General features: G+C 52.6%; 17 protein-coding genes. 16 read left to right on the top strand and 1 reads right to left on the bottom strand.

Annotated elements, in window-relative coordinates; all coding sequences use genetic code 11:
• Positions 1–20: 20 nt before the first annotated feature.
• The 8 genes from pgsA (at position 21) to pduL (ending at position 8,361) form a co-directional block, all read left to right on the top strand.
• A complete protein-coding gene (gene pgsA, locus HRQ63_RS06070) occupies positions 21–596 on the top strand; it encodes a CDP-diacylglycerol--glycerol-3-phosphate 3-phosphatidyltransferase (RefSeq protein WP_172240759.1) in 576 nt (191 codons plus the stop codon).
• A 190-nt stretch (positions 597–786) separates the two neighbouring features.
• Positions 787–2,052, top strand: a complete 1,266-nt coding sequence (locus HRQ63_RS06065; RefSeq protein ID WP_172240756.1) for a competence/damage-inducible protein A — start codon at positions 787–789, stop codon at positions 2,050–2,052.
• Positions 2,053–2,337: 285 nt separating this feature from the next.
• A complete protein-coding gene (recA, locus tag HRQ63_RS06060) occupies positions 2,338–3,399 on the top strand; it encodes a recombinase RecA (RefSeq protein WP_037291665.1) in 1,062 nt (353 codons plus the stop codon).
• A 108-nt stretch (positions 3,400–3,507) separates the two neighbouring features.
• Positions 3,508–4,299, top strand: coding sequence for a regulatory protein RecX (locus tag HRQ63_RS06055; RefSeq protein WP_172240753.1), 792 nt, complete (start codon positions 3,508–3,510; stop codon positions 4,297–4,299).
• A 315-nt stretch (positions 4,300–4,614) separates the two neighbouring features.
• A complete protein-coding gene (gene rny / locus HRQ63_RS06050; protein WP_172240750.1) occupies positions 4,615–6,159 on the top strand; it encodes a ribonuclease Y in 1,545 nt (514 codons plus the stop codon).
• A 125-nt stretch (positions 6,160–6,284) separates the two neighbouring features.
• Positions 6,285–7,082 (top strand): TIGR00282 family metallophosphoesterase, encoded by a 798-nt coding sequence (locus HRQ63_RS06045; protein ID WP_172240747.1) that lies wholly within the window; start codon positions 6,285–6,287, stop codon positions 7,080–7,082.
• 197 nt (positions 7,083–7,279) lie between these two features.
• Positions 7,280–7,540 (top strand): stage V sporulation protein S, encoded by a 261-nt coding sequence (locus tag HRQ63_RS06040; RefSeq protein WP_018974962.1) that lies wholly within the window; start codon positions 7,280–7,282, stop codon positions 7,538–7,540.
• A gap of 248 nt (positions 7,541–7,788) precedes the next feature.
• Entirely contained in the window at positions 7,789–8,361 is a 573-nt protein-coding gene (gene pduL / locus HRQ63_RS06035) for a phosphate propanoyltransferase (RefSeq protein ID WP_172240743.1), read from the top strand.
• An 84-nt stretch (positions 8,362–8,445) separates the two neighbouring features.
• Here pduL and HRQ63_RS06030 read toward each other — a convergent pair whose 3' ends face one another.
• A complete protein-coding gene (locus tag HRQ63_RS06030) occupies positions 8,446–9,516 on the bottom strand; it encodes a transglutaminase domain-containing protein (protein ID WP_172240740.1) in 1,071 nt (356 codons plus the stop codon).
• A gap of 263 nt (positions 9,517–9,779) precedes the next feature.
• On the opposite strand from HRQ63_RS06030, the gene HRQ63_RS06025 reads away from it, so the two are divergent.
• From HRQ63_RS06025 to HRQ63_RS05990, 8 genes are all read left to right on the top strand, one after another.
• Positions 9,780–10,193, top strand: a complete 414-nt coding sequence (locus tag HRQ63_RS06025) for a YlbF/YmcA family competence regulator (protein ID WP_371873241.1) — start codon at positions 9,780–9,782, stop codon at positions 10,191–10,193.
• 96 nt (positions 10,194–10,289) lie between these two features.
• On the top strand, positions 10,290–11,366 hold the full coding sequence (locus HRQ63_RS06020; protein ID WP_172240734.1) for a GNAT family N-acetyltransferase: 1,077 nt from the start codon (positions 10,290–10,292) through the stop codon (positions 11,364–11,366).
• A 67-nt stretch (positions 11,367–11,433) separates the two neighbouring features.
• Positions 11,434–12,219: an NUDIX hydrolase gene (locus HRQ63_RS06015; protein ID WP_371873233.1), complete on the top strand. Its 786-nt coding sequence runs from the start codon at positions 11,434–11,436 to the stop codon at positions 12,217–12,219.
• 95 nt (positions 12,220–12,314) lie between these two features.
• Positions 12,315–12,869: a cysteine hydrolase family protein gene (locus HRQ63_RS06010; protein ID WP_172240729.1), complete on the top strand. Its 555-nt coding sequence runs from the start codon at positions 12,315–12,317 to the stop codon at positions 12,867–12,869.
• A 94-nt stretch (positions 12,870–12,963) separates the two neighbouring features.
• Positions 12,964–14,430 carry a nicotinate phosphoribosyltransferase gene (locus tag HRQ63_RS06005; protein WP_172240727.1) on the top strand — a complete coding sequence of 489 codons (1,467 nt, stop codon included), beginning with the start codon at positions 12,964–12,966 and terminating at the stop codon, positions 14,428–14,430.
• Positions 14,431–14,693: 263 nt separating this feature from the next.
• Positions 14,694–15,692 (top strand): 2-oxoacid:acceptor oxidoreductase family protein, encoded by a 999-nt coding sequence (locus HRQ63_RS06000; RefSeq protein WP_172240725.1) that lies wholly within the window; start codon positions 14,694–14,696, stop codon positions 15,690–15,692.
• Between the two features lie 28 nt (positions 15,693–15,720).
• A complete protein-coding gene (locus tag HRQ63_RS05995) occupies positions 15,721–18,027 on the top strand; it encodes a thiamine pyrophosphate-dependent enzyme (RefSeq protein ID WP_172240723.1) in 2,307 nt (768 codons plus the stop codon).
• Between the two features lie 216 nt (positions 18,028–18,243).
• Positions 18,244–19,248 (top strand): acrylyl-CoA reductase family protein, encoded by a 1,005-nt coding sequence (locus tag HRQ63_RS05990; RefSeq protein ID WP_172243310.1) that lies wholly within the window; start codon positions 18,244–18,246, stop codon positions 19,246–19,248.
• The last annotated feature ends 148 nt before the right edge of the window (positions 19,249–19,396 follow it).

Genomic DNA, 19,396 nt, shown 5'->3' with positions numbered 1-19,396 from the left:
TCGGAAGGAATGGATAACCAATGAATCTTCCCAATCGTATCACGCTAAGTCGAATTTTTATGATCCCGGTCATGATGGTGTTTCTTCTGGTAGATTTACCGTTTCTGCCGGAACCGCTTGTATGGGGCGGAGTCGAACTGGGCTGGGGGCAATTGATTGCCTGCATCATCTTCATCATTGCATCGTGTACCGATGGAATTGACGGTTACATTGCACGCAGCCGTAACCTGGTCACCAATCTGGGCAAATTGATGGACCCGCTCGCAGACAAACTTCTTGTCTCCGCGGCGTTCATTTCACTGGTTCAAATGGATAAGCTTGCCGCATGGATGGCCATTGTCATCATCAGCCGCGAGTTCGCCGTAACAGGCCTTCGGCAAATTGCTTTGCTCGACGGCTCGGTCATGGCGGCCGGTGCGGGAGGGAAGATCAAAACGGTCTTGCAGATCGTTGCGATCGCCCTGCTGCTGCTGAATAATCTTCCTTTCGAAATGTGGGGAATTCCGGCAGCGGATATCTTCGCTTGGGCAGCAGTGATCGTTACGGCCTATACGGGCGTCGATTACTTCGTACGTAACCGTCGATTGCTGAAATAGCGTATGCGAAAGCATGAGCTTTCAGGATTCGACGAACCGTCGATTGTTGAAATAGCGTATGCGAATCGGGAAGTCGGCCTATGTTTGCGCATAGGCTTTATTTGTTCAAGGATAAGGGTAAATATAAAGATCATGCATGAAATATCCAAAAGATTCGCAATCCATCTTTTACACTGGAGCGTGACCTATAATGAAAGCAGAAATCATCGCAGTAGGAACAGAACTTTTGCTGGGGCAAATTGTAAACACGAATGCGCAGTATCTGTCTCAAGAGCTGGCGGCGATCGGAATCGATGTTTATTTTCAAACAGTCGTCGGCGACAATAAAGAGCGTCTGAAGGAAGCGATCCGGCAGGCTCAAGGGCGTGCGGATGTGCTTGTTTTCTCCGGCGGAATCGGGCCGACTCAAGATGACTTGACCAAAGACGCGATCGCTGAGGTGCTTGGACGCGAATTGCGCACGGACCGTCCGGCCATGGACAAGCTTACGGAATTTTTTGCCGATCGGGGCGTTCCCATGACCGAAAACAATAAACGCCAGGCGCTCGTGATCGACGGCTGCACGCCGCTGCCGAATGCTACCGGGCTTGCGGTGGGAGTCGCGATCAGTTCCGATTCGCATCATTATATCGTTCTTCCGGGTCCTCCGAGCGAATTGAAACCGATGTTCGCGGAGCAAGCCAAGCCCTGGTTGCTGCATCAGGTATTGACCGGCGAGATGCCGATCTACTCGCGTATCCTGAAATTCGCGGGAATCGGCGAATCGGCATTGGAAGACAAGCTGCTTGATCTAATCGATGCGCAGACCGACCCTACAATCGCTCCCTACGCCAAAGAAGGCGAGGTCGCTATTCGCCTATCCACAAAGGCGGAAAACATCCAGGAAGCCAACGGGAGGCTCACTGCATTGGAGGTTCAGATTCAAAGCCGGTTATCCGAGCATATGTATGCGAGCGAAGATGTTCCCATCGAAGAGACGATCGTCAAGATGATGGCGGATATGGGCCTGACCGTCAGCGCCGCGGAGAGCTGTACGGGCGGCATGGTGATGCAGAGCCTGACGACGATTCCGGGCAGCGCAGCGATGCTTCGCGGCGGAATTGTTTGCTATTCCAATGAAATAAAGGAAAAGTTGCTAAACGTGCCCCATGATTACTTGGAAGGCACGGATGCGCCGGGAGCGGTCAGCGAAGAAGTGGCAGTCGTTTTGGCGGAACAGGTACGTATGATCGCAGATACGGATTTCGGCCTGTCCGTCACCGGCGTAGCCGGCCCGGGTTATTCCGAACGTAAGCCGGTAGGACTGGTGTATATCGGGATAGCCGAAAAAGGCGGTAAGACCGAAGTGTTCGAACTCCGCATCAAAGGCAATAGGGACACGATTCGCAAGCGTTCGACCAAAACGCTGCTTTACCGCTTATGGAGACGATTGGTACAAGCGGAGAAACAAGGCTAAACAACGGGCACGGCGTTTGACCGCGCATGTGGGCTTTGGTATAATAAGGGTACGGAAGAACCGCGGCGATACCACAGATTGCCCGCGGTTTTTTTGTGGAATGGGGGGCTTTTTAGCTTCTTTTTTTAAGGATTAAGGATAATAAGCGGATATTCGTCGTTCTCGAAAAAATACGAATATATGTTCGAAAAACGCTTGGCAAACCCGTTCAAAAGCGGTATGATAGATGTATGGAAAAGCTGTAACGAACACGAAAAATACTATGAAGATAAGGGTGTGGATATATTGTCAGATCGTCGTGCTGCGCTTGATATGGCGCTTCGCCAAATAGAGAAACAATTCGGTAAGGGTTCCATTATGAAGCTTGGGGAATCCACGCATATGAACGTCGAAGTCGTTCCTACCGGCTCGATTTCGCTGGACGTGGCTTTGGGAACGGGCGGCATGCCGCGCGGCCGTATCATCGAAATTTACGGACCGGAGTCCTCGGGTAAAACAACGGTTGCCCTTCACTCGGTAGCTGAAGTTCAAAAAGCAGGCGGACAAGCGGCGTTCATCGATGCCGAGCACGCGCTCGATCCGAAATACGCACGCAAGCTGGGCGTTAACGTGGATGAACTGTTGTTATCCCAGCCTGATACAGGCGAACAAGGCTTGGAAATCGCTGAAGCGCTCGTTCGCAGCGGCGCGGTCGACATCATCGTTATCGACTCCGTAGCGGCACTCGTGCCAAAAGCGGAAATCGAAGGCGAGATGGGCGACTCGCACGTGGGTCTGCAAGCTCGTTTGATGTCGCAAGCGTTGCGTAAGCTGTCCGGCGCGATCAGCAAATCGAACACGATTGCGATCTTCATTAACCAATTGCGCGAGAAGATCGGCGTCATGTTCGGTAACCCGGAAACGACACCGGGCGGTCGCGCCCTGAAATTCTACTCCAGCGTGCGTCTGGATGTACGCCGCATCGAATCCATCAAAATGGGTAATGATGTAGTGGGTAACCGTACGCGTATCAAAGTCGTAAAAAACAAAGTCGCTCCTCCGTTTAAACAAGCGGAAGTGGATATCATGTACGGCGAAGGTATCTCGAAAGAAGGCAGCCTGATTGATATGGGTACAGACATGGATATCGTTGAAAAAAGCGGTGCCTGGTACTCGTACTCCGGCGAACGTTTGGGCCAAGGTCGCGAGAACGCCAAGCAATTCCTCAAAGAGCATAAAGACATTGCATTCGCGATCGAAACCAAGATTCGCGAAGCGAGTAATCTGACAACAGCGATTGAACCTCCGACAGAAGCTGACAAAAAGGCTGAAGAACAGGAAGAGCAAGAGCTGCTGGAACTGGAATAGTCGTCTTTTGAAGGCTTATTGTCGAATAGATTTAAGCGCCCCGGCCCCTTGTGGTTTGGGGCGCTTTGTTTTGTTTGATTATTTTGCACGAATGAAAAGAGGGATAACATGGCATTCGGGAAAAGAAGCTACGGCAATCGTCGTAATTATAAACAAAGCGAGTCCACGGAAGAGGAAGAAGACAAAAAAGCTCGTCGTGAAGAGCGCCTGAATCATTTCGGCGATTTTCCGGAAGACGAATCGCAGGAGGTTACCCTCGTTGAATTGCTGCGGCGTCCGGTGAATAGCTATCGCATTTATTTCGGTCCGCATTATGTGACCGTGCATGAATCAACCATGATTCGTTATGGAATGACGAAAGGCAGTTTTTTTGATAAAGATGCCGTGCAAGAGATCGTGCAAGACAATGAGCGACAGGTAGCTTACTCGCAGGCATTGAATTATTTAAGCTTTAAGCCACGTACATCCGGCGAGATTGAACAAAAATTGCTTGAGAAAGAACTGGATCCGGAAGCCGTTGCAGCTACCGTCAAACGCCTGGTGGACGAAAAACTGATTGACGATGCCTTCTATGCGCAGGAATGGACAAGGCAGCGTATTAACGGGAAGAAAAAAGGCAAAGTCGTAGTCAAGCAGGAGCTTCGGCGCAAAGGCATCGACCCCGAACTGATTGACGATGCGTTGGAAGCTATGGGAGACGACGCAGAGCTTCGCAGCGCCGAAGAGCTCGCTGCGAAAAAGTGGCGGACAACCAAGGGAGAATCGTGGGAACGCAAACGAAAAACGGCCGCTTTTATCATGCGTCGCGGCTTTTCCGGCGACATCGCCCGCAAAGCATTGGATAACGTATTGAGCAGCGAAGGCGAGGACGCGGAAGGGTTGGGAACCGAATTCGATTGAACATGGGAAAGTGCGGACCAAGCAAATTTGGCAATAGCTTGACAACAACTTTTGACGAAGACTACAATAAATGAGGAACGTGTTCGGAGCGAAAGCCTTTTTCCTTCCAAAATTGCGCTTTCGTCAACCGTCGCTTCTGCCTAATTGACTCTCCCCCGCTTGCAAAAGTCGGGCTCGGCAGCCGGTGTTCGTTAAGCCGTCTTGCATTATGGGAACAGCCTTGGGCTGGACCTTGAATGGACGAATGAGGGTATGAAAACCGAATGTTTTATCCCGAGGAATACCTTGGAGGAATCAACGAGGAGGTGAGCAGAAATGGAAAGTTTCTGGGTCGCGATTCTCGTTGGAGTCGTAGCCTTATTCTTAGGGTTCCTGATCGGATATTTTATTCGCAAATCTCTTGCTGAAGCTAAGATTTCCAGTGCCGAGCAAGCCGCTGAAAAAATCGTGGAAAATGCGAAAAAAGACGCGGAGGCACTGAAAAAAGAAACGGTTCTGGAAGCGAAAGACGAAGTGCACCGGATCAGAACCGAAGCTGAAAAAGACATTCGTGAACGTCGGAATGAAAATCAACGACTAGAGAGACGATTGTTGCAGAAAGAAGAGTCGCTGGATAAAAAATTGGAATCGCTGGAACGTAAAGAAGAACAGGTGGCGAACAAAGAGAAACGCATTGAAGAAACCAAACAACAGATCGAAAAAGCGCTTGCGCAGCAGTTGGCCGAGTTGGAGCGCATTTCCAACCTGACGACCGACGACGCAAGAACCATCATTTTGAGCAGCGTGGAGCAGGAAACGCGCCACGAAGCCGCACAAATGATGAAAGACATCGAGACGCAGGCCAAAGAGGAAGCGGATCGCAAAGCCAGAGAAATCATTTCGCTCTCGATTCAGCGTTGTGCCGCAGACCACGTCGCCGAGACGACGGTGTCTGTCGTGACTCTGCCTAACGAAGAAATGAAGGGCCGTATTATCGGCCGTGAAGGTCGCAACATCCGCGCGCTGGAGACGTTGACGGGGATTGACCTCATCATCGACGATACGCCGGAAGCCGTTATCCTGTCCGGCTTCGATCCGATTCGCCGCGAGATCGCGCGCACGGCGCTCGAAAAGCTCGTTGCCGACGGACGGATCCACCCGGCACGGATCGAGGAAATGGTCGAGAAATCGCGCAAAGAAGTCGACGAGCGCATTCGCGAATACGGCGAACAAGCAACGTTCGAAGTCGGCGCGCACGGCCTGCATCCGGATCTGATCAAGATTTTGGGCCGCCTGCGTTTCCGTACCAGCTACGGACAAAACGTGCTCAAGCACTCGATGGAAGTTGCTTACCTGGCCGGCCTGATGGCCGGAGAACTGGGTCAGGACGTTACGCTGGCAAGACGCGCCGGCCTGCTGCATGACATCGGCAAAGCGCTTGACCATGAAGTGGAAGGTTCGCACGTCGAAATCGGCGTCGAGCTTGCCAAAAAATACAAAGAGCATCCTGTGGTTATCAACAGTATCGCATCCCACCACGGCGATACCGAAGCCACTTCGATTATCGCGATGCTGGTCGGAGCGGCAGACGCATTGTCTGCGGCAAGACCGGGAGCACGCCGCGAGACATTGGAGACTTACATTCGCAGACTCGAAAAGCTGGAAGAGATTTCCGAGTCGTTCGAAGGCGTCGAAAAGTCCTTTGCCATCCAGGCAGGACGCGAAGTGCGCGTAATGGTGCAGCCGGATCGAATCGGCGATGCCGAAAGCTTCAAGCTCGCGCGCGATATCACGAAGAAGATCGAAAGTGAACTGGATTATCCGGGTCATATCAAGGTCACCGTCATTCGTGAAACGCGGGCAGTCGAATACGCGAAGTAACGCGGGAACGCCCGCGTTACCCAGCCATTCGCAATCCGCAGTTAAAAAACGAGAGAAACGGCTGCTTTTCCTTCACGGGACGGGGCAGCCGTTTCTTCTTGCTTGCATAGAGAGGGAGAACATTCATGAAACTGATTTTTATCGGCGATATCGTCGGAAGCCCGGGCCGCCGCGCGATCAAAGAAACTTTGCCTTACCTGAAGTCCAAGTATAATCCGCATATCGTCATTGCCAACGGCGAGAATGCGGCGGCGGGTCGAGGCATTACCCATGCGATTGCCAGACAGCTTTTCGAACAAGGCGTGCACGGCATCACGATGGGTAATCATACTTGGGACAACAAAGACATTTTTGAATTTATCGACGATGAGCCTCGCATGGTGCGTCCGGCCAATTTCCCGCCCGGAACGCCGGGACGCGGTTACACCGTGATCAAGGCGGGCGGCAAGGAGCTTGCGCTTGTCAATTTGCAAGGGCGCACGTTCTTGCCGGCGATCGATTGCCCCTTCCGGGCAGCCGACGAGATCGTGGACGAACTTCGTCGCAAACATAAATGTATTCTGGTCGATTTCCACGCTGAAGCCACTTCGGAAAAGATTGCGATGGGATGGCATTTGGACGGCCGCGCTTCCCTCGTCGTCGGTACGCATACCCATGTGCAAAGCAACGATGATCGAATTCTGCCGGGAGGCACGGCTTATCTGACTGACGCCGGCATGGTTGGCCCGCGCGACGGAATTCTGGGGATGCAGCAAGAAGGGGTGCTGTATCGTTTCAAAACCCAACTTCCTTCGAGATTTAACGTCGATGAAGAAGGGAAATGGCATTTCCATGGCGTATACGTCGATATCGATGAAGATACGGGACGTGCTCGCAAGATCGAGAAAATTCGCATTATGGAAGATGAATGGAGAATGGAATAACGTTTTGCAGGTTTTTTATAAATACTCGTAATATTTTGTCGTTCTCCCTCGAAAAAGAAGGATTTTACGGAAGTGCCGCGAATAGTTATCAAACAGTTATCAAACAGCAAGTCGTTGGTCAAGGCTGTAATTGCTGCTTCGCCATCCTATACACTGCACTACTGTTTATCACTTCTTCCCAGAGGAGGTACCTGCTCATGGATGTATTAAAAGTTTCTGCCAAGTCCAATCCCAATTCCGTTGCCGGTGCGCTTGCAGGCGTGCTGCGCGAGCAAGGAGCCGCCGAACTTCAGGCGATCGGGGCGGGAGCACTCAACCAAGCGGTTAAAGCAGTAGCCATTGCCCGGGGATTCGTTGCACCGGGAGGGGTAGATTTGATCTGTATTCCGGCCTTTACCGATGTCGTCATTGACGGGGAAGAACGAACGGCGATCAAATTGATCGTGGAACCGAGATAGTGGACAGATTCATGCATGGAATGGAGTAAGACCTTAGACTGGCGCGTATACGGGTTATAACGAAAGGGACGGGTTCGCTGCACAATGGCAGAGGACCTGTCCCTTTTTTACGCGCGAAATCTGTGATCGCAATGTGACAATCCTTTTTCTTTTGAAAAGGAAGATGTATAATAGAGGTCGCGCGAGTATTTTCGAATACTCGACTTGAACGAAAACCATACTAGAGAAAAGAAGAGGAGTGACTCGCAATGAGTAAGATCGTACCTGTCGGCGTGTCCGCACGTCACATCCATCTTAGCCAAGAGCACGTGGAAACATTGTTTGGACAAGGATATCAACTGACTGAAATGAAGGCTCTGTCGCAACCTGGACAATTTGCAGCCAACGAAACGGTTGAAGTTGTCGGTTCGAAAGGTTCGTTCCCGAAAGTTCGTATCTTGGGACCTGCACGTCCGGCTACGCAGCTTGAAATTTCGCAAACGGACTCGTTCGCCCTGGGCGTAAAAGCTCCGGTTCGCGAATCGGGTAAAACATCCGGAACACCGGGCATCCTGCTCAAAGGGCCTGCCGGCGAAGTTCAAATCGAAGAAGGCGTAATCGTGGCTGCACGTCACATTCACTTCCATACTTCGGATGCCGCAAAATGGGACATTCAAGATCAACAGCTGCTGAAAGTTCGCTTCGGCGGCGATCGCGGCGTTGTGTTTGAAAATGTAATCGCGCGCGTATCCGATTCGTTCGCGCTCGATATGCATATCGACACCGACGAAGCTAATGCAGTTTTGGCGAAAACGGGCGACACGGCTGAAATCATCGACTAATCATTGGGTTGAATATAGCAAAAGCGGGACTGTCCATTGTGGACGGTCCCGCTTTTTTGGATGCTGCATCCTGTGAAGCAAGTCTTAATAATCGAAAGCGAACTTGAGGATCGCCATGCCGTTGTCCGCGATCTGATAGCCGTAACGGACATTTTTAATATCCGTTTCCCGGCATGCTTTCATAATTTGATCCAATACGCTTTTAGGCGAGTTGGAATTGAAATCATGTTGCACCGTCAGCTCGGCTTTGCCGTTTGCGATGGAAGAGAGGACTTTTTGTTTCAGCGCAGCCGTGCTTGCCGTAATCTCTCCGCCGATTGCTGCGAGCAGATTGCGATGTTTGGCGCTGCTTTTCGCTTTTTGAGCCAACAGCGTCCGATAATCGGCAGTCGCGACGGGAACGTTTTTCCGCGTCCAAGTATGGTCTCGCGCCAGCAGTTTATCGGTCACCAGGTAATACGAATACGAGACTTCGTTTTTGCGGTCGGGCGTCGGATCGTCCCATGTCATATCGAGATTGTACCAGTTGCCGTCAATTTTGACTTTGTTCCAGATATGGGCTTGTCCGCCTGCCACGCCTTCGACCATGCGGTTTTCGATGCCGGCCAACGTAAGCATGCGATACCCGAGCAGCGTATATCCTTGACAGACCGTCGTTCCCGTAGTCAGTCCTTCATAAGCGGAGTATCGTGTCATCGAATCGTCGTAAGCAAACTTTTTGACGACGTAATCATGGATGACTTTCACTTTTTCTTCTTGGCTCATGCCGGCTTTAACGATCGTTTTCAGCGTGACTTTGGCTTGAGCGGTAACGTAATCGGCCTGCTGCTTGTTTTCCAGATAAGAGATGGTAAAACGTACCGTGGCTTTGGAACCGCGAACGCTGTACTCCGTATCGACCCGGTCCAGCGTATAGCGGGCATAAGGATCGGCATTGGCCGAGGCGCTGTCCAGCAAGCTGTTGATGCGGGAGAGTTGGGAACTGGTCATATTGACCGTAAGCGTCGTTTTTTTCTGCTCGAAAGCGCCGGTGATCGAAGACATGATCGAAGTGTCCGACGAAGCGGCAATAGCGGCGCGCGGCGCAACCGGCATGACGGCCGAAGCGACTACCAGCGTCGCGGCCAGGTATAAGGCGATGCGTTTCTTTTTCAACAGTGATCCTCCTAGTGTCTTGTTAACCCGAGTACTCTACAGTATACCGCATAAAGAGGCAATAGGTTGCAAAAAAGACAGAGTGGGAAAACCGATGGATAGAAAGGTGGCAGTATGATATAATTTTTTACCGTATAAGCATACTGTTCAATAAGGCAAAGCGTTTTCTCGAATGCACGAAGCGATTGACGTATATAGCAGTCACATGAAATAAAGGAGGAGCACGCCCTATGGATATTCAGCAAAATAAAGATTCGGAAAAAATGTCGGTCGGCGCTCCGGTAGGTGTCTGGAATCGAAGCGACATCGTTAATAAAACGCGCGAATTGGCCGGACTGATTTCTTCGAGCGAGGAAGTTCGGATCTTTCAACAAGCGGAGCGTCAAATTCAGGGACATGAACGGATTCAATACCTGATTACGACGATTAAAAAGAAGCAAAAAGAAATCGTAGCGTTCGAAGCGATGAAAAATGCCAAAATGGCAGCCATGATCGAAGTCGAACTGAGCGAGCTTCAAGACGAGTTGGACGGCATTCCGATCGTGGGCGATTACCAGGAGGGGCAAGTCGAGATCAACGATCTGCTGCAAATGGTCATCTCCGCGATTCATACTACAGTTTCGGAAAAGATTGCCGTCGAAAAAGGGGCGGACGCACCGCCGTCTTCCTGCGGCTAAAGGGCGGCGGGCAGGAGCCACGACAAGGCGCGGACGATCGTATCCGCGTCTTTTGTTTTTGGCAGGACTTGCAGGAGTGCATAGGGGGCGGGACGTATGGAGCGTGACCGGATCAGCAAGACAGAACGAATTGTACGTGAATCGGAACCGAATGCTTTGCCGATCGAGCTGTTAAAACAGGGAGACCCTCTGGACTGGCGTATCGAAACGTACCTGCATGAAGCCGAGTGGTGGTCGATTCGTGCGGCAACCGAAGAAGTGCTTGCCGTCGTCGGCTGTGTTCGTACGGGAGCGGAAGAAGCGGAGATCGTGAATATAGCGGTAAAAGAGCGAACAGGCGAAGAACTCGAACGATTGATCCCCCTGCTTCAGCAAATGGATGTTGAATGGACGCAGCGGGGAGTTCGGCGCTTGACGGCTTATATCGGGGCATGGGAAACCGGTTTGCTGTATGCCTGTCAGCGCGCAGGGTTTCGCATTGTGGCGGCGGAGCCGGATTATTATGCGGATTTTCAGCTTGCCACGGCGGAAGGCAGCGGACTGCGACGCTTGGATCGGTTGATGCTGGAATTACTGGCACAAGGGCGGAATTCGTCAGAGGCGGTGCTGCACAGTGTCTTCGGGGACAGACCGGAAGAGCAGAGGCCGACGATTCGCAGGGCGGAACTGCGGGACAGCCGCAGTCTGCTTTCCATGAAAAAACGATTGGACCGCGAGACGACCTCGATGCTCTATGAACCGGGAGAGCGGCGGTTGACCGACGGCGATCAGCTTGAGCAAATTCGTTCGCTGCTCCGCAGTTCCAATTCATTGATGTTAGTTGCGGAAATGGACGGCGAAGTCGTCGGTTATTTGGAGGCTACGGGCGGCAAGGTTAGACGGAACCAACATACGATCTATATCGTGGTGGGCATTTTGGAAATTTGCACAGGGCAGGGGCTGGGTCGCCGGTTATTCCAAGAGATGTTCGAATGGGCAGCGCGGCGGCAGGTGCTGCGTGCGGAATTGACCGTGCAAGCTTCCAATCAAAGGGCATATCGATTATACCGTTCGCTCGGCTTCCGCTTGGAAGGCGTTATGCGCGGTGCCTTGATGATCGAAGGCGAACCCGTGGATCTGTATCAGATGGGCTGTGACCTGCGTAGCCTTAAACAGGGAAGGGTTGACAAATGATTCGAGTGTGTCATAATGATAATATCACATTTAGAACTTGTAAAACCTGAATTTATCAAACGCTGCGATGGTGATGCCGATGAACGAACAAGACGAGCAAAAGAAATACGATGCCAAGAAATATCGGACTCCGGACGGGGCTCCGGCTGACATCGTGATGTTTACGTTAACGAAAAAAGAGCGCAAGACGGTAACCAAGACCCTTCCGCTGCGCGAGCTGCGCGTGATGCTGATTCGCCGCCGTTCCTGGCCTTTTGCAGGGAAATGGGCGCTTCCGGGCGGTTTTTCCCGTGACGACGAATCGCTGTACGAGACGGCGCTGCGTGAGCTGAAAGAAGAAACCGGCGTCGTGGGACGTCATTTGGAATATTTGAGCGTGTATAGCGATCCGGGACGCGACCCGCGGGGTTGGATTATCTCGCATGCTTTCTTTGCTTTGGTAGAGGAAGAGGTGCTGGAGAAGCGCCAAGCCGCAGACGATGCCGAAGAAGTGGGATTGTTCACAATTGAGGAAGCGTTGGACGAATTGGATCTGGGATTCGACCATCGGGATATTATCGCCGATGCTTACCGGAGAATTCAGGAGAAGATGCTTCAGACTACGATTGCTCGCAAGTTTTTGCCCCAGGAGTTTACGCTCAGCGAGCTTTATCAGGTCATTAAGGCTGTCGTGCCGGACTTCGAAGAACCGAACTTTATTCGAAAGATCACGTCCACGCGAAGCCGCAAAGGAATTCTTGAAGAAGTTCGCGACGAAAACGGAATACCGATCAGCTCGAATCAGTATTCGCAGCGTCCGGCTCAGCTTTACCGGTTCCTCGACAATGTACCGCGCTTATCGATTTACTCTTGATTGGTTAGAGCGTCCCGGCGGGTTAAAGCATCCCAGCGGGTTAAAGCATCCCGGCGGTTGAAGTCATTCCAGTGACAGGAGCGTGAACGGAAGCGATGAGAGCCTTGATCGTAATCGATTATACGAATGATTTTGTAGACGGAAGTTTGCCGGTCGGACAGCCCGCTGTCGAGATTGAACAGAGAATGATCGATTTGACGACGCAGTTCGCCGCAAACGGAGATTATGCGGTGATGGCGGTCGATCTGCATGAGCAGAACGATGCGCATCATCCCGAAAGCGCCCTTTTTCCGCCGCATAATATTCGAGGCACGGCAGGACGGGAACTGTACGGCGGACTCAAAGCCGCTTATGAGCAGAACGAAGAACTTATCTACTGGATGGATAAGACCCGATACAGTGCTTTTGCAGGTACGGATCTTGCACTGCGCTTGCGCGCCCGCGGAATCGCCGAAGTGCATCTGGTCGGCGTATGCACGGATATTTGCGTACTGCATACGGCGGTCGATGCTTACAATCAGGGGTTTGAGATCGTGGTGCACGAGGATGCGGTTGCCAGCTTCAATGCTGCAGGGCATGATTGGGCGCTGGGACATTTTACAGGCAGCCTCGGGGCGAAAGTTGTTTCGGGATGGCAGGTAAATGGGTAACTTTGACGGATCAACACTTATTGCTGCAAGACACGCCGCGCTCCGTTAACGGAAGCGCGGCCGTCTGTTAGGCGGTATCGGAGGAGGGAACAGTATGGAGACGCCTGGAATGGCTTTACATACGGATAAGTATCAGATCAATATGATGTATGCTCACTGGATGCACGGTACGCACAAGCACCGCGCGGTATTCGAGGCTTACTTCCGCAGTCTTCCGTTCGGGAACGGTTACGGCGTGTTTGCGGGGCTCGAACGAATCGTGCATTATATCTCGAATCTTCGTTTTCAAGAGGACGATATCCGCTACCTGTCCGAGCAAGAGGAGAACTACGATCCCCTTTTTCTGGAGGAGCTTCGGACGTTTCATTTTAACGGAACCGTACACTCTATGCGCGAAGGAGCCGTCGTGTTTCCGAATGAACCGTTGATTCGAGTCGAAGGCACCATTTTCGAAGCCCAATTGGTCGAGACGGCGCTGCTGAACTTCATGAACTTCCAGACGTTGATTGCGACCAAGGCCGCTCGAATCAAGCAGGCTGCGGACGGCGATACATTGCTGGAATTCGGAACGCGCCGCGCGCAGGAAGCGGACGCCGCGGTCTGGGGAGCGCGCGCGGCTTACGTGTCCGGGTTCGACGCCACATCCAACATGATGGCGGGCAAACGCTTCGGTATTCCGACCAAAGGCACTCATGCGCATGCGTGGGTACAAAGTTTCGGGAGCGAACAAGAGGCGTTCGACAAGTATGCGGAAGTGCTGCCGGATTATTCTTCGCTGCTGGTCGATACGTTCGACACGCTCAGAAGCGGCGTACCGAACGCGATCCGTACGGCGAAGAAGCTGGAGGAACGCGGCAAGCGTCTGAACTCGATTCGTCTGGATAGCGGCGACTTGGCTTATCTGTCGATCGAAGCGCGCAAAATGCTGGATGAAGCCGGGCTTGATTATGTGAAAATCGTTGCGTCGAACGATCTTGACGAACATACGATCACCGAACTGAAAACGCAGGATGCGCGCATCGATATCTGGGGCGTCGGCACGCAGTTGATCACGGCGCACGACCAACCTTCGCTGGGCGGCGTGTACAAGCTGGTCGAGCGGGAAGTGGACGGAATCATGCAGCCGACGATCAAGATCTCGGCCAATCCCGAAAAGGTAACGACACCCGGCAAAAAAGACGTGTATCGCATTATCGACCGCGGAACAGGCAAAGCGATTGCCGACTATATTTGCTTCCCGGAAGAAAACGAGCCGAGCGAAGGCAAGCAGCTGAAGCTGTTCAATCCGCTGCACACGTACATTCGCCGCTATGTGAAAAACTATGATGCCGAGCGGATGTTGGTGCCGATCTTCGAGGAAGGCAAACTCGTGTACGAGCTGCCTTCGCTGAAAGATATCCGAGACTACCACGCATCCCAGCTCAAGCAGTTTTGGCCGCAGTATTTGCGCAAGTTGAATCCGGAAATTTACCGCGTCAACATCAGCGAGAAGGCTTGGCAGCTCAAGCAGGGTCTGATCGATCGTTATATGGAAGAAACAGAAGGTACGCCGGAAAGTTAAAGCGTTGACAAGATAGTAGGGAATATCGAAATGCGGATCAGGAATTCGCTTCGATAAATATAGGGAAAAGCGGGATCTTCTTAGGGAGATCCCGCTTTTTTGCGTGTTAGCAGTTTTAATGAACCAAACCGCGCGGTTAAGCCGAAAGTGTGACGAAATAAGGCCTTTCGCAGCCCTTTTTCAAACTTGGCGTGTGATATTTATTACAGTGACACCTCATGTAAATTGTTAAATTTAAAATAAAATACGGAGGGGGAAAAGGTGTGGCGGTACTGCCTGAAGTAAACAAACTCGGCTTTTTCGAAATCCGGCTGGAATCGATCGGAGGACTCGGCGCCAATCTGGCAGGCAAAATGCTTGCGGAAGCCGGGATCGTCGGAGCGGGCATGGACGGAGTCAGTTTCTCGTCGTACGGATCGGAGAAAAAAGGGTCGCCGGTCAAGGCGCATATCCGTTTCTGCGAGCTCGGTACGCCGATTCGCGATACATCGCCGATCGAGCATCCGCATGTCATCGGCATTTTTCATGAAGCGTTGATCAAAACGGGAGGTGCCTCCGGCGTTCGTCCGGGCGGCATCGTACTGGTCAATTCGGCGCGTTCCGCGCAGCGCATCGCGGAGGATGCCGACTTGCAAGGTTGCACCGTTGCGGTCTTGGATGCGACGCGAATTGCGCTTGAAGAGAAAAATAAGGTCAATATGGCGATGCTGGGCGGTTTGTTTCGTCTGTGCGCGTTCCTGGACCCCGAGTTTATGAAGGACGTCATTGCCAAATCGCTGGGTAAAAAATATCCGCAGGCGGTTGAATTGGCCATTCGTGTGTTTGAACGTGGATACAGTGAGATCGAAATGCTTGAAGTCCCTGCAAAAGAAAGCGACGAGGCTTCCGCGAAAGTGCCGGAAAGTCCATTCGGTTATCTGAATCAGCCGCTTGGCGGTATGGTGGTTACGCCGGGCAGCAGCTTGCTCAAGGACCTTAGCATCTCGCGTTCCGGAATGCTGCCGGCTTTTGACCGAGCGACCTGCATTAACTGTGCGCAGTGCGATACGGCTTGCCCGGATCTGTGCTTCGTCTGGGAAGAACAACCCGACAAGCGCGGCCGGATGCAGATGGTGCTGCAAGGTATCGATTATCAATATTGCAAAGGCTGTTTGAAGTGCGTAGAAGCTTGTCCGACCGACTCGTTGTCGCGGATGCTTGAACAAGAAGGCTATGCGGATGCCAATCAGGTCAAACATCGCTTCGACTATGTCGAGGCTTGATCCCTACTGACGGGAAAGGAAGGGTACTATGGCAATCGATTATTCGAAAGAAGTTACGCCAGGCCGCGTGAAGCAGCGGATGGTTTATGAATCAGGCAACGAGATGGCTGCGTATGCCGCGCACCAGATCGACTATCATATCATGGGGTATTTCCCGATCTCGCCGTCAACGGAAGTAGCGCAGCATCTGGATTTGATGAAAACGGAAGGGAAACACGGAATTCGTCTCGTGCCGTCGGACGGCGAGCACAGCTCTGCCGGAATCTGCTACGGCGCCTCGACAGGCGGGGGCCGCGTGTTCAACGCAACAAGCGCTCAAGGCTATCTGTACATGATGGAGCAAATGCCGGTTCAATCGGGCACCCGTTTCCCGATGGTATTGAATCTGGTCTGCCGTTCGGTCTCCGGGCCGCTGAACATTCACGGCGATCATTCCGACTTGTACTTTGCGCTGAATACAGGCTGGCCGATTCTGATGTGCCGCGATCCGCAGGCCGTATACGATATGAATCTGATTGCGCTTAAGCTTGCCGAAGACCCGGAAGTTCGGCTTCCGGTTATGGTGGCCTACGACGGCTATTTCACTTCTCACCAAAAGCGCCGCGTCCAGACCTTTGAAGATCGTGCCGACGTAATGGCTTTCGTCGGAGAATATACGCCGGAAGGCTTCGCCAATGCGCTCGACCGCGAAAATCCGATTACGATCGGACCTTATATGAACGAACCGGATTATATCAATAACCGCTATCAGATGTCGGAAGCGATGTATCGCGCCGAAGGCGTTTTCGAACGAATCTCCGCCGAATATCAAGAATTGACCGGACGCGAGTATCCAATGCTTGATCTCTACCGGATGGACGATGCGGAAGTGGCTGTATTCGTGATGAATTCGGCTTCGGAGACCATCAAGGATGTCGTGGACGAGCTTCGCTTGCAAGGAATCAAAGCCGGAGCGGTCGCGCCGAACATGATCCGTCCTTTCCCGCAGCGCCAGATTGCCGAAGCGCTCCAACATGTTCGCGCGATCACGGTAGGCGATCGAGCCGACGCCTGCGGCGCGCATGGCGGCAATATGCTGAACGAAATCAAGGCTGCATTGTTCACGCACGGTAATCGCGATACGCAGGTCGTAGGCCGCGTGTACGGTCTGGGAGGCAAAGAGTTCGGGGCCGAAGACGGACGTCGCTTCTTCGAATTGGCGATTGAAGCAGCCGAGAAGCAGACCGTCAACATTCCGTTCGATTTCTATGGCCATACGCCTGGCGATCCGACAAAAGCACCTAAACGTTTGCTCAAGCCTTTAAACTTCGATGAATTGAAAACAGGACTGATCACCGTGACGCCGAATGAAGAAACGGGGAAGCTTGCCGTCAAGATTCCGCCTCTGCGTTCGTTGACGAAAAAGCCGAAACGTTTGGCTCCCGGACACGGGGCTTGCCCGGGCTGCGGCATTTTCTCGGGACTTGAATTGTTCTTCAAAGGAATCGAAGGCGACATCGTCACGTTGTTCCACACGGGCTGCGCGATGGTAACGACAACGGGCTATCCGCATTCCTCCCATAAAGCGACTTATATCCATAACCTGTTCCAAAACGGTGCGGCAACGTTGTCCGGTCTGGTCGAAATGTTCTGGGAGCGCAAGCGCCGCGGAGAGTTCGAAGGACTCGGCCTACAGGAAGATTTCACGTTCGTGATGGTTACGGGCGACGGCGGCATGGATATCGGCATGGGCCCGGCGATCGGCGCCGCACTGCGCGGACATCGCATGATCATCGTCGAATACGATAATGAGGGTTACATGAATACCGGTGCCCAAATGTCCTACTCGACGCCGCTGGGACATCGCACATCGACTTCCGGCGTCGGAAAGACGCAGCAGGGCAAGTCGTTCCACCATAAAGACACCGCTCAAATTATGGCCGCTACCGGTATTCCGTATGTCTTTACAGGCAGTGAAGCTTTCCCGCAGGATTTGGTTAAAAAAGCGGCGAAAGCTCAATGGTATGCTCAGAATGTCGGGCTGGTATACGGCAAGATTCTGATCGCCTGCCCGTTGAACTGGATGTCGCCCGATGATCAAGGCGCCAATATCGTGGATGCCGCCGTCAGCTCGAACTTCTTCCCGCTGTACGAAGTGGAGCAAGGCGTCACGGCAATCACCTATAACCCTGAAGACAAAAACAAAAAGGTTCCGGTCTCGGAGTGGCTGAAACGGATGGGCAAAACGCGCCATTTGTTGAAACCGGAAAATGAAGCAGCGCTTCAGGAGTTCGAACGCGAAGTTGAGCTGCGGTGGAGCCGTTTGAAAGCTAGACACGAGCACCCGGATCTATAAAAAGTTTCTCAATGTTATCGAATACATGAAAGGCGGTCGATCTCGTATCGGCCGCCTTTTTGCGTCGAGCATAGCAGTGCGTCACGAAGATCGTAGTTCGAGTGTGAGCTTCTTACTGGCGTCGCGCCGGGTGTTGGAGTAGGATGGAAAAGGAGAGAGCGGAGGCGATCCGTTCTTATAGAGACCAATCAGAAATGAAGTATGGAGGAGATCATGATGACAGAGAAATTTCGTGCATTTTGGCTGGAGGAAACAGAAACAGGCGTAACGGGAGCCGTAAAGGAAATCGAAACCGAAGACCTGCCGCAGGGAGAAGTCCTCGTTCGGGTTCGTTATTCCGACGTCAATTATAAAGACGGCCTAGCCAGCATCAAGGAAGGTCGGATCGTGCGCGAGTATCCGTTTATTCCGGGGATTGATTTGGCCGGCGAGGTTGTCGCTAGCGAAGATTCGCGTTTTGCGATCGGCGATCAAGTACTGTGCACGGGCTACGGTCTCGGCGTATCGCATTTTGGCGGCTACAGCGAGCAGGCGCGCGTACCGGCAGACTGGCTCGTTAAACTTCCGGAAGGACTGACTTTGCGCGAAGCGATGATTCTGGGTACGGCGGGCTTCACGGCAGGCATGTCCGTAGAAGCGATTCTGAATGCGGGCATTACTCCGGAGAACGGTCCGATTCTGGTTACGGGCGCATCCGGCGGGGTGGGCAGCGTAGCGGTAGCGATTTTGGCGAAACTGGGCTTCGAAGTCACGGCAAGCAGCGGCAAAGAGCAGGAGTGGGAGTTGTTGAAGCGTCTGGGAGCCTCGCATACGATCTCGCGCGAAGAAGCACAGACACCTTCCAAAGGACCTCTGGGCAAAGGACTTTGGTCGGCAATCGTCGATCCGGTGGGCGGAGCAGGCACGGGAGAACGTCTGAAAAGTATTCGTTACCGGGGCGTACTCGCTTTGTCCGGCCTTACAGGCGGCGGCGACTTCGGAACAAGCGTGCATCCGTTCATCCTGCGCGGCGTGACGCTGGCCGGAATCGATTCGGTTCAATGCCCGCTGCCGTTACGTTTGGAGGTATGGAACAAGCTGGCGACGGATTGGAAGCCGGAATCTCTGTTTGAACAAGCCGTGCATGAAGTATCGCTTGAACAACTTCCTGAAGCGTTTGACCGTATTTTAAAAGGACAAGCGGTAGGGCGGCAATTGGTAAAGGTTTCGGCGGAAAAGTAAGGTTCTTCATCAACATGTCGATGAAGTCCATCTCGCACATGGCCTTATCGACAGCTTGAGCATGCGATCTTTTCGTATGCTTTTTTTCGCGTTATCTGTGATTGCCCGCTGATTTTGCTGCTTGCTCGTTGCACTTCCCGTCTTGCTG

Source organism: Saccharibacillus endophyticus (assembly GCF_013185185.1).
Taxonomy (GTDB): Bacteria; Bacillota; Bacilli; order Paenibacillales; family Paenibacillaceae; genus Saccharibacillus; species Saccharibacillus endophyticus.
The sequence above is the reverse complement of the archived record's forward strand: the minus strand, read 5'-3'. Positions and strand labels throughout refer to the sequence as shown.

Coding starts and splice junctions, on each gene's coding strand:
- pgsA (WP_172240759.1), top strand. CDS start 21: ATGAATCTTCCCAATCGTATCACGCTAAGTCGAATTTTTATGATCCCG.
- HRQ63_RS06065 (WP_172240756.1), top strand. CDS start 787: ATGAAAGCAGAAATCATCGCAGTAGGAACAGAACTTTTGCTGGGGCAA.
- HRQ63_RS06055 (WP_172240753.1), top strand. CDS start 3,508: ATGGCATTCGGGAAAAGAAGCTACGGCAATCGTCGTAATTATAAACAA.
- rny (WP_172240750.1), top strand. CDS start 4,615: ATGGAAAGTTTCTGGGTCGCGATTCTCGTTGGAGTCGTAGCCTTATTC.
- HRQ63_RS06045 (WP_172240747.1), top strand. CDS start 6,285: ATGAAACTGATTTTTATCGGCGATATCGTCGGAAGCCCGGGCCGCCGC.
- HRQ63_RS06040 (WP_018974962.1), top strand. CDS start 7,280: ATGGATGTATTAAAAGTTTCTGCCAAGTCCAATCCCAATTCCGTTGCC.
- pduL (WP_172240743.1), top strand. CDS start 7,789: ATGAGTAAGATCGTACCTGTCGGCGTGTCCGCACGTCACATCCATCTT.
- HRQ63_RS06025 (WP_371873241.1), top strand. CDS start 9,780: ATGTCGGTCGGCGCTCCGGTAGGTGTCTGGAATCGAAGCGACATCGTT.
- HRQ63_RS06020 (WP_172240734.1), top strand. CDS start 10,290: ATGGAGCGTGACCGGATCAGCAAGACAGAACGAATTGTACGTGAATCG.
- HRQ63_RS06015 (WP_371873233.1), top strand. CDS start 11,434: ATGGTGATGCCGATGAACGAACAAGACGAGCAAAAGAAATACGATGCC.
- HRQ63_RS06010 (WP_172240729.1), top strand. CDS start 12,315: ATGAGAGCCTTGATCGTAATCGATTATACGAATGATTTTGTAGACGGA.
- HRQ63_RS06005 (WP_172240727.1), top strand. CDS start 12,964: ATGGAGACGCCTGGAATGGCTTTACATACGGATAAGTATCAGATCAAT.
- HRQ63_RS05995 (WP_172240723.1), top strand. CDS start 15,721: ATGGCAATCGATTATTCGAAAGAAGTTACGCCAGGCCGCGTGAAGCAG.
- HRQ63_RS05990 (WP_172243310.1), top strand. CDS start 18,244: ATGACAGAGAAATTTCGTGCATTTTGGCTGGAGGAAACAGAAACAGGC.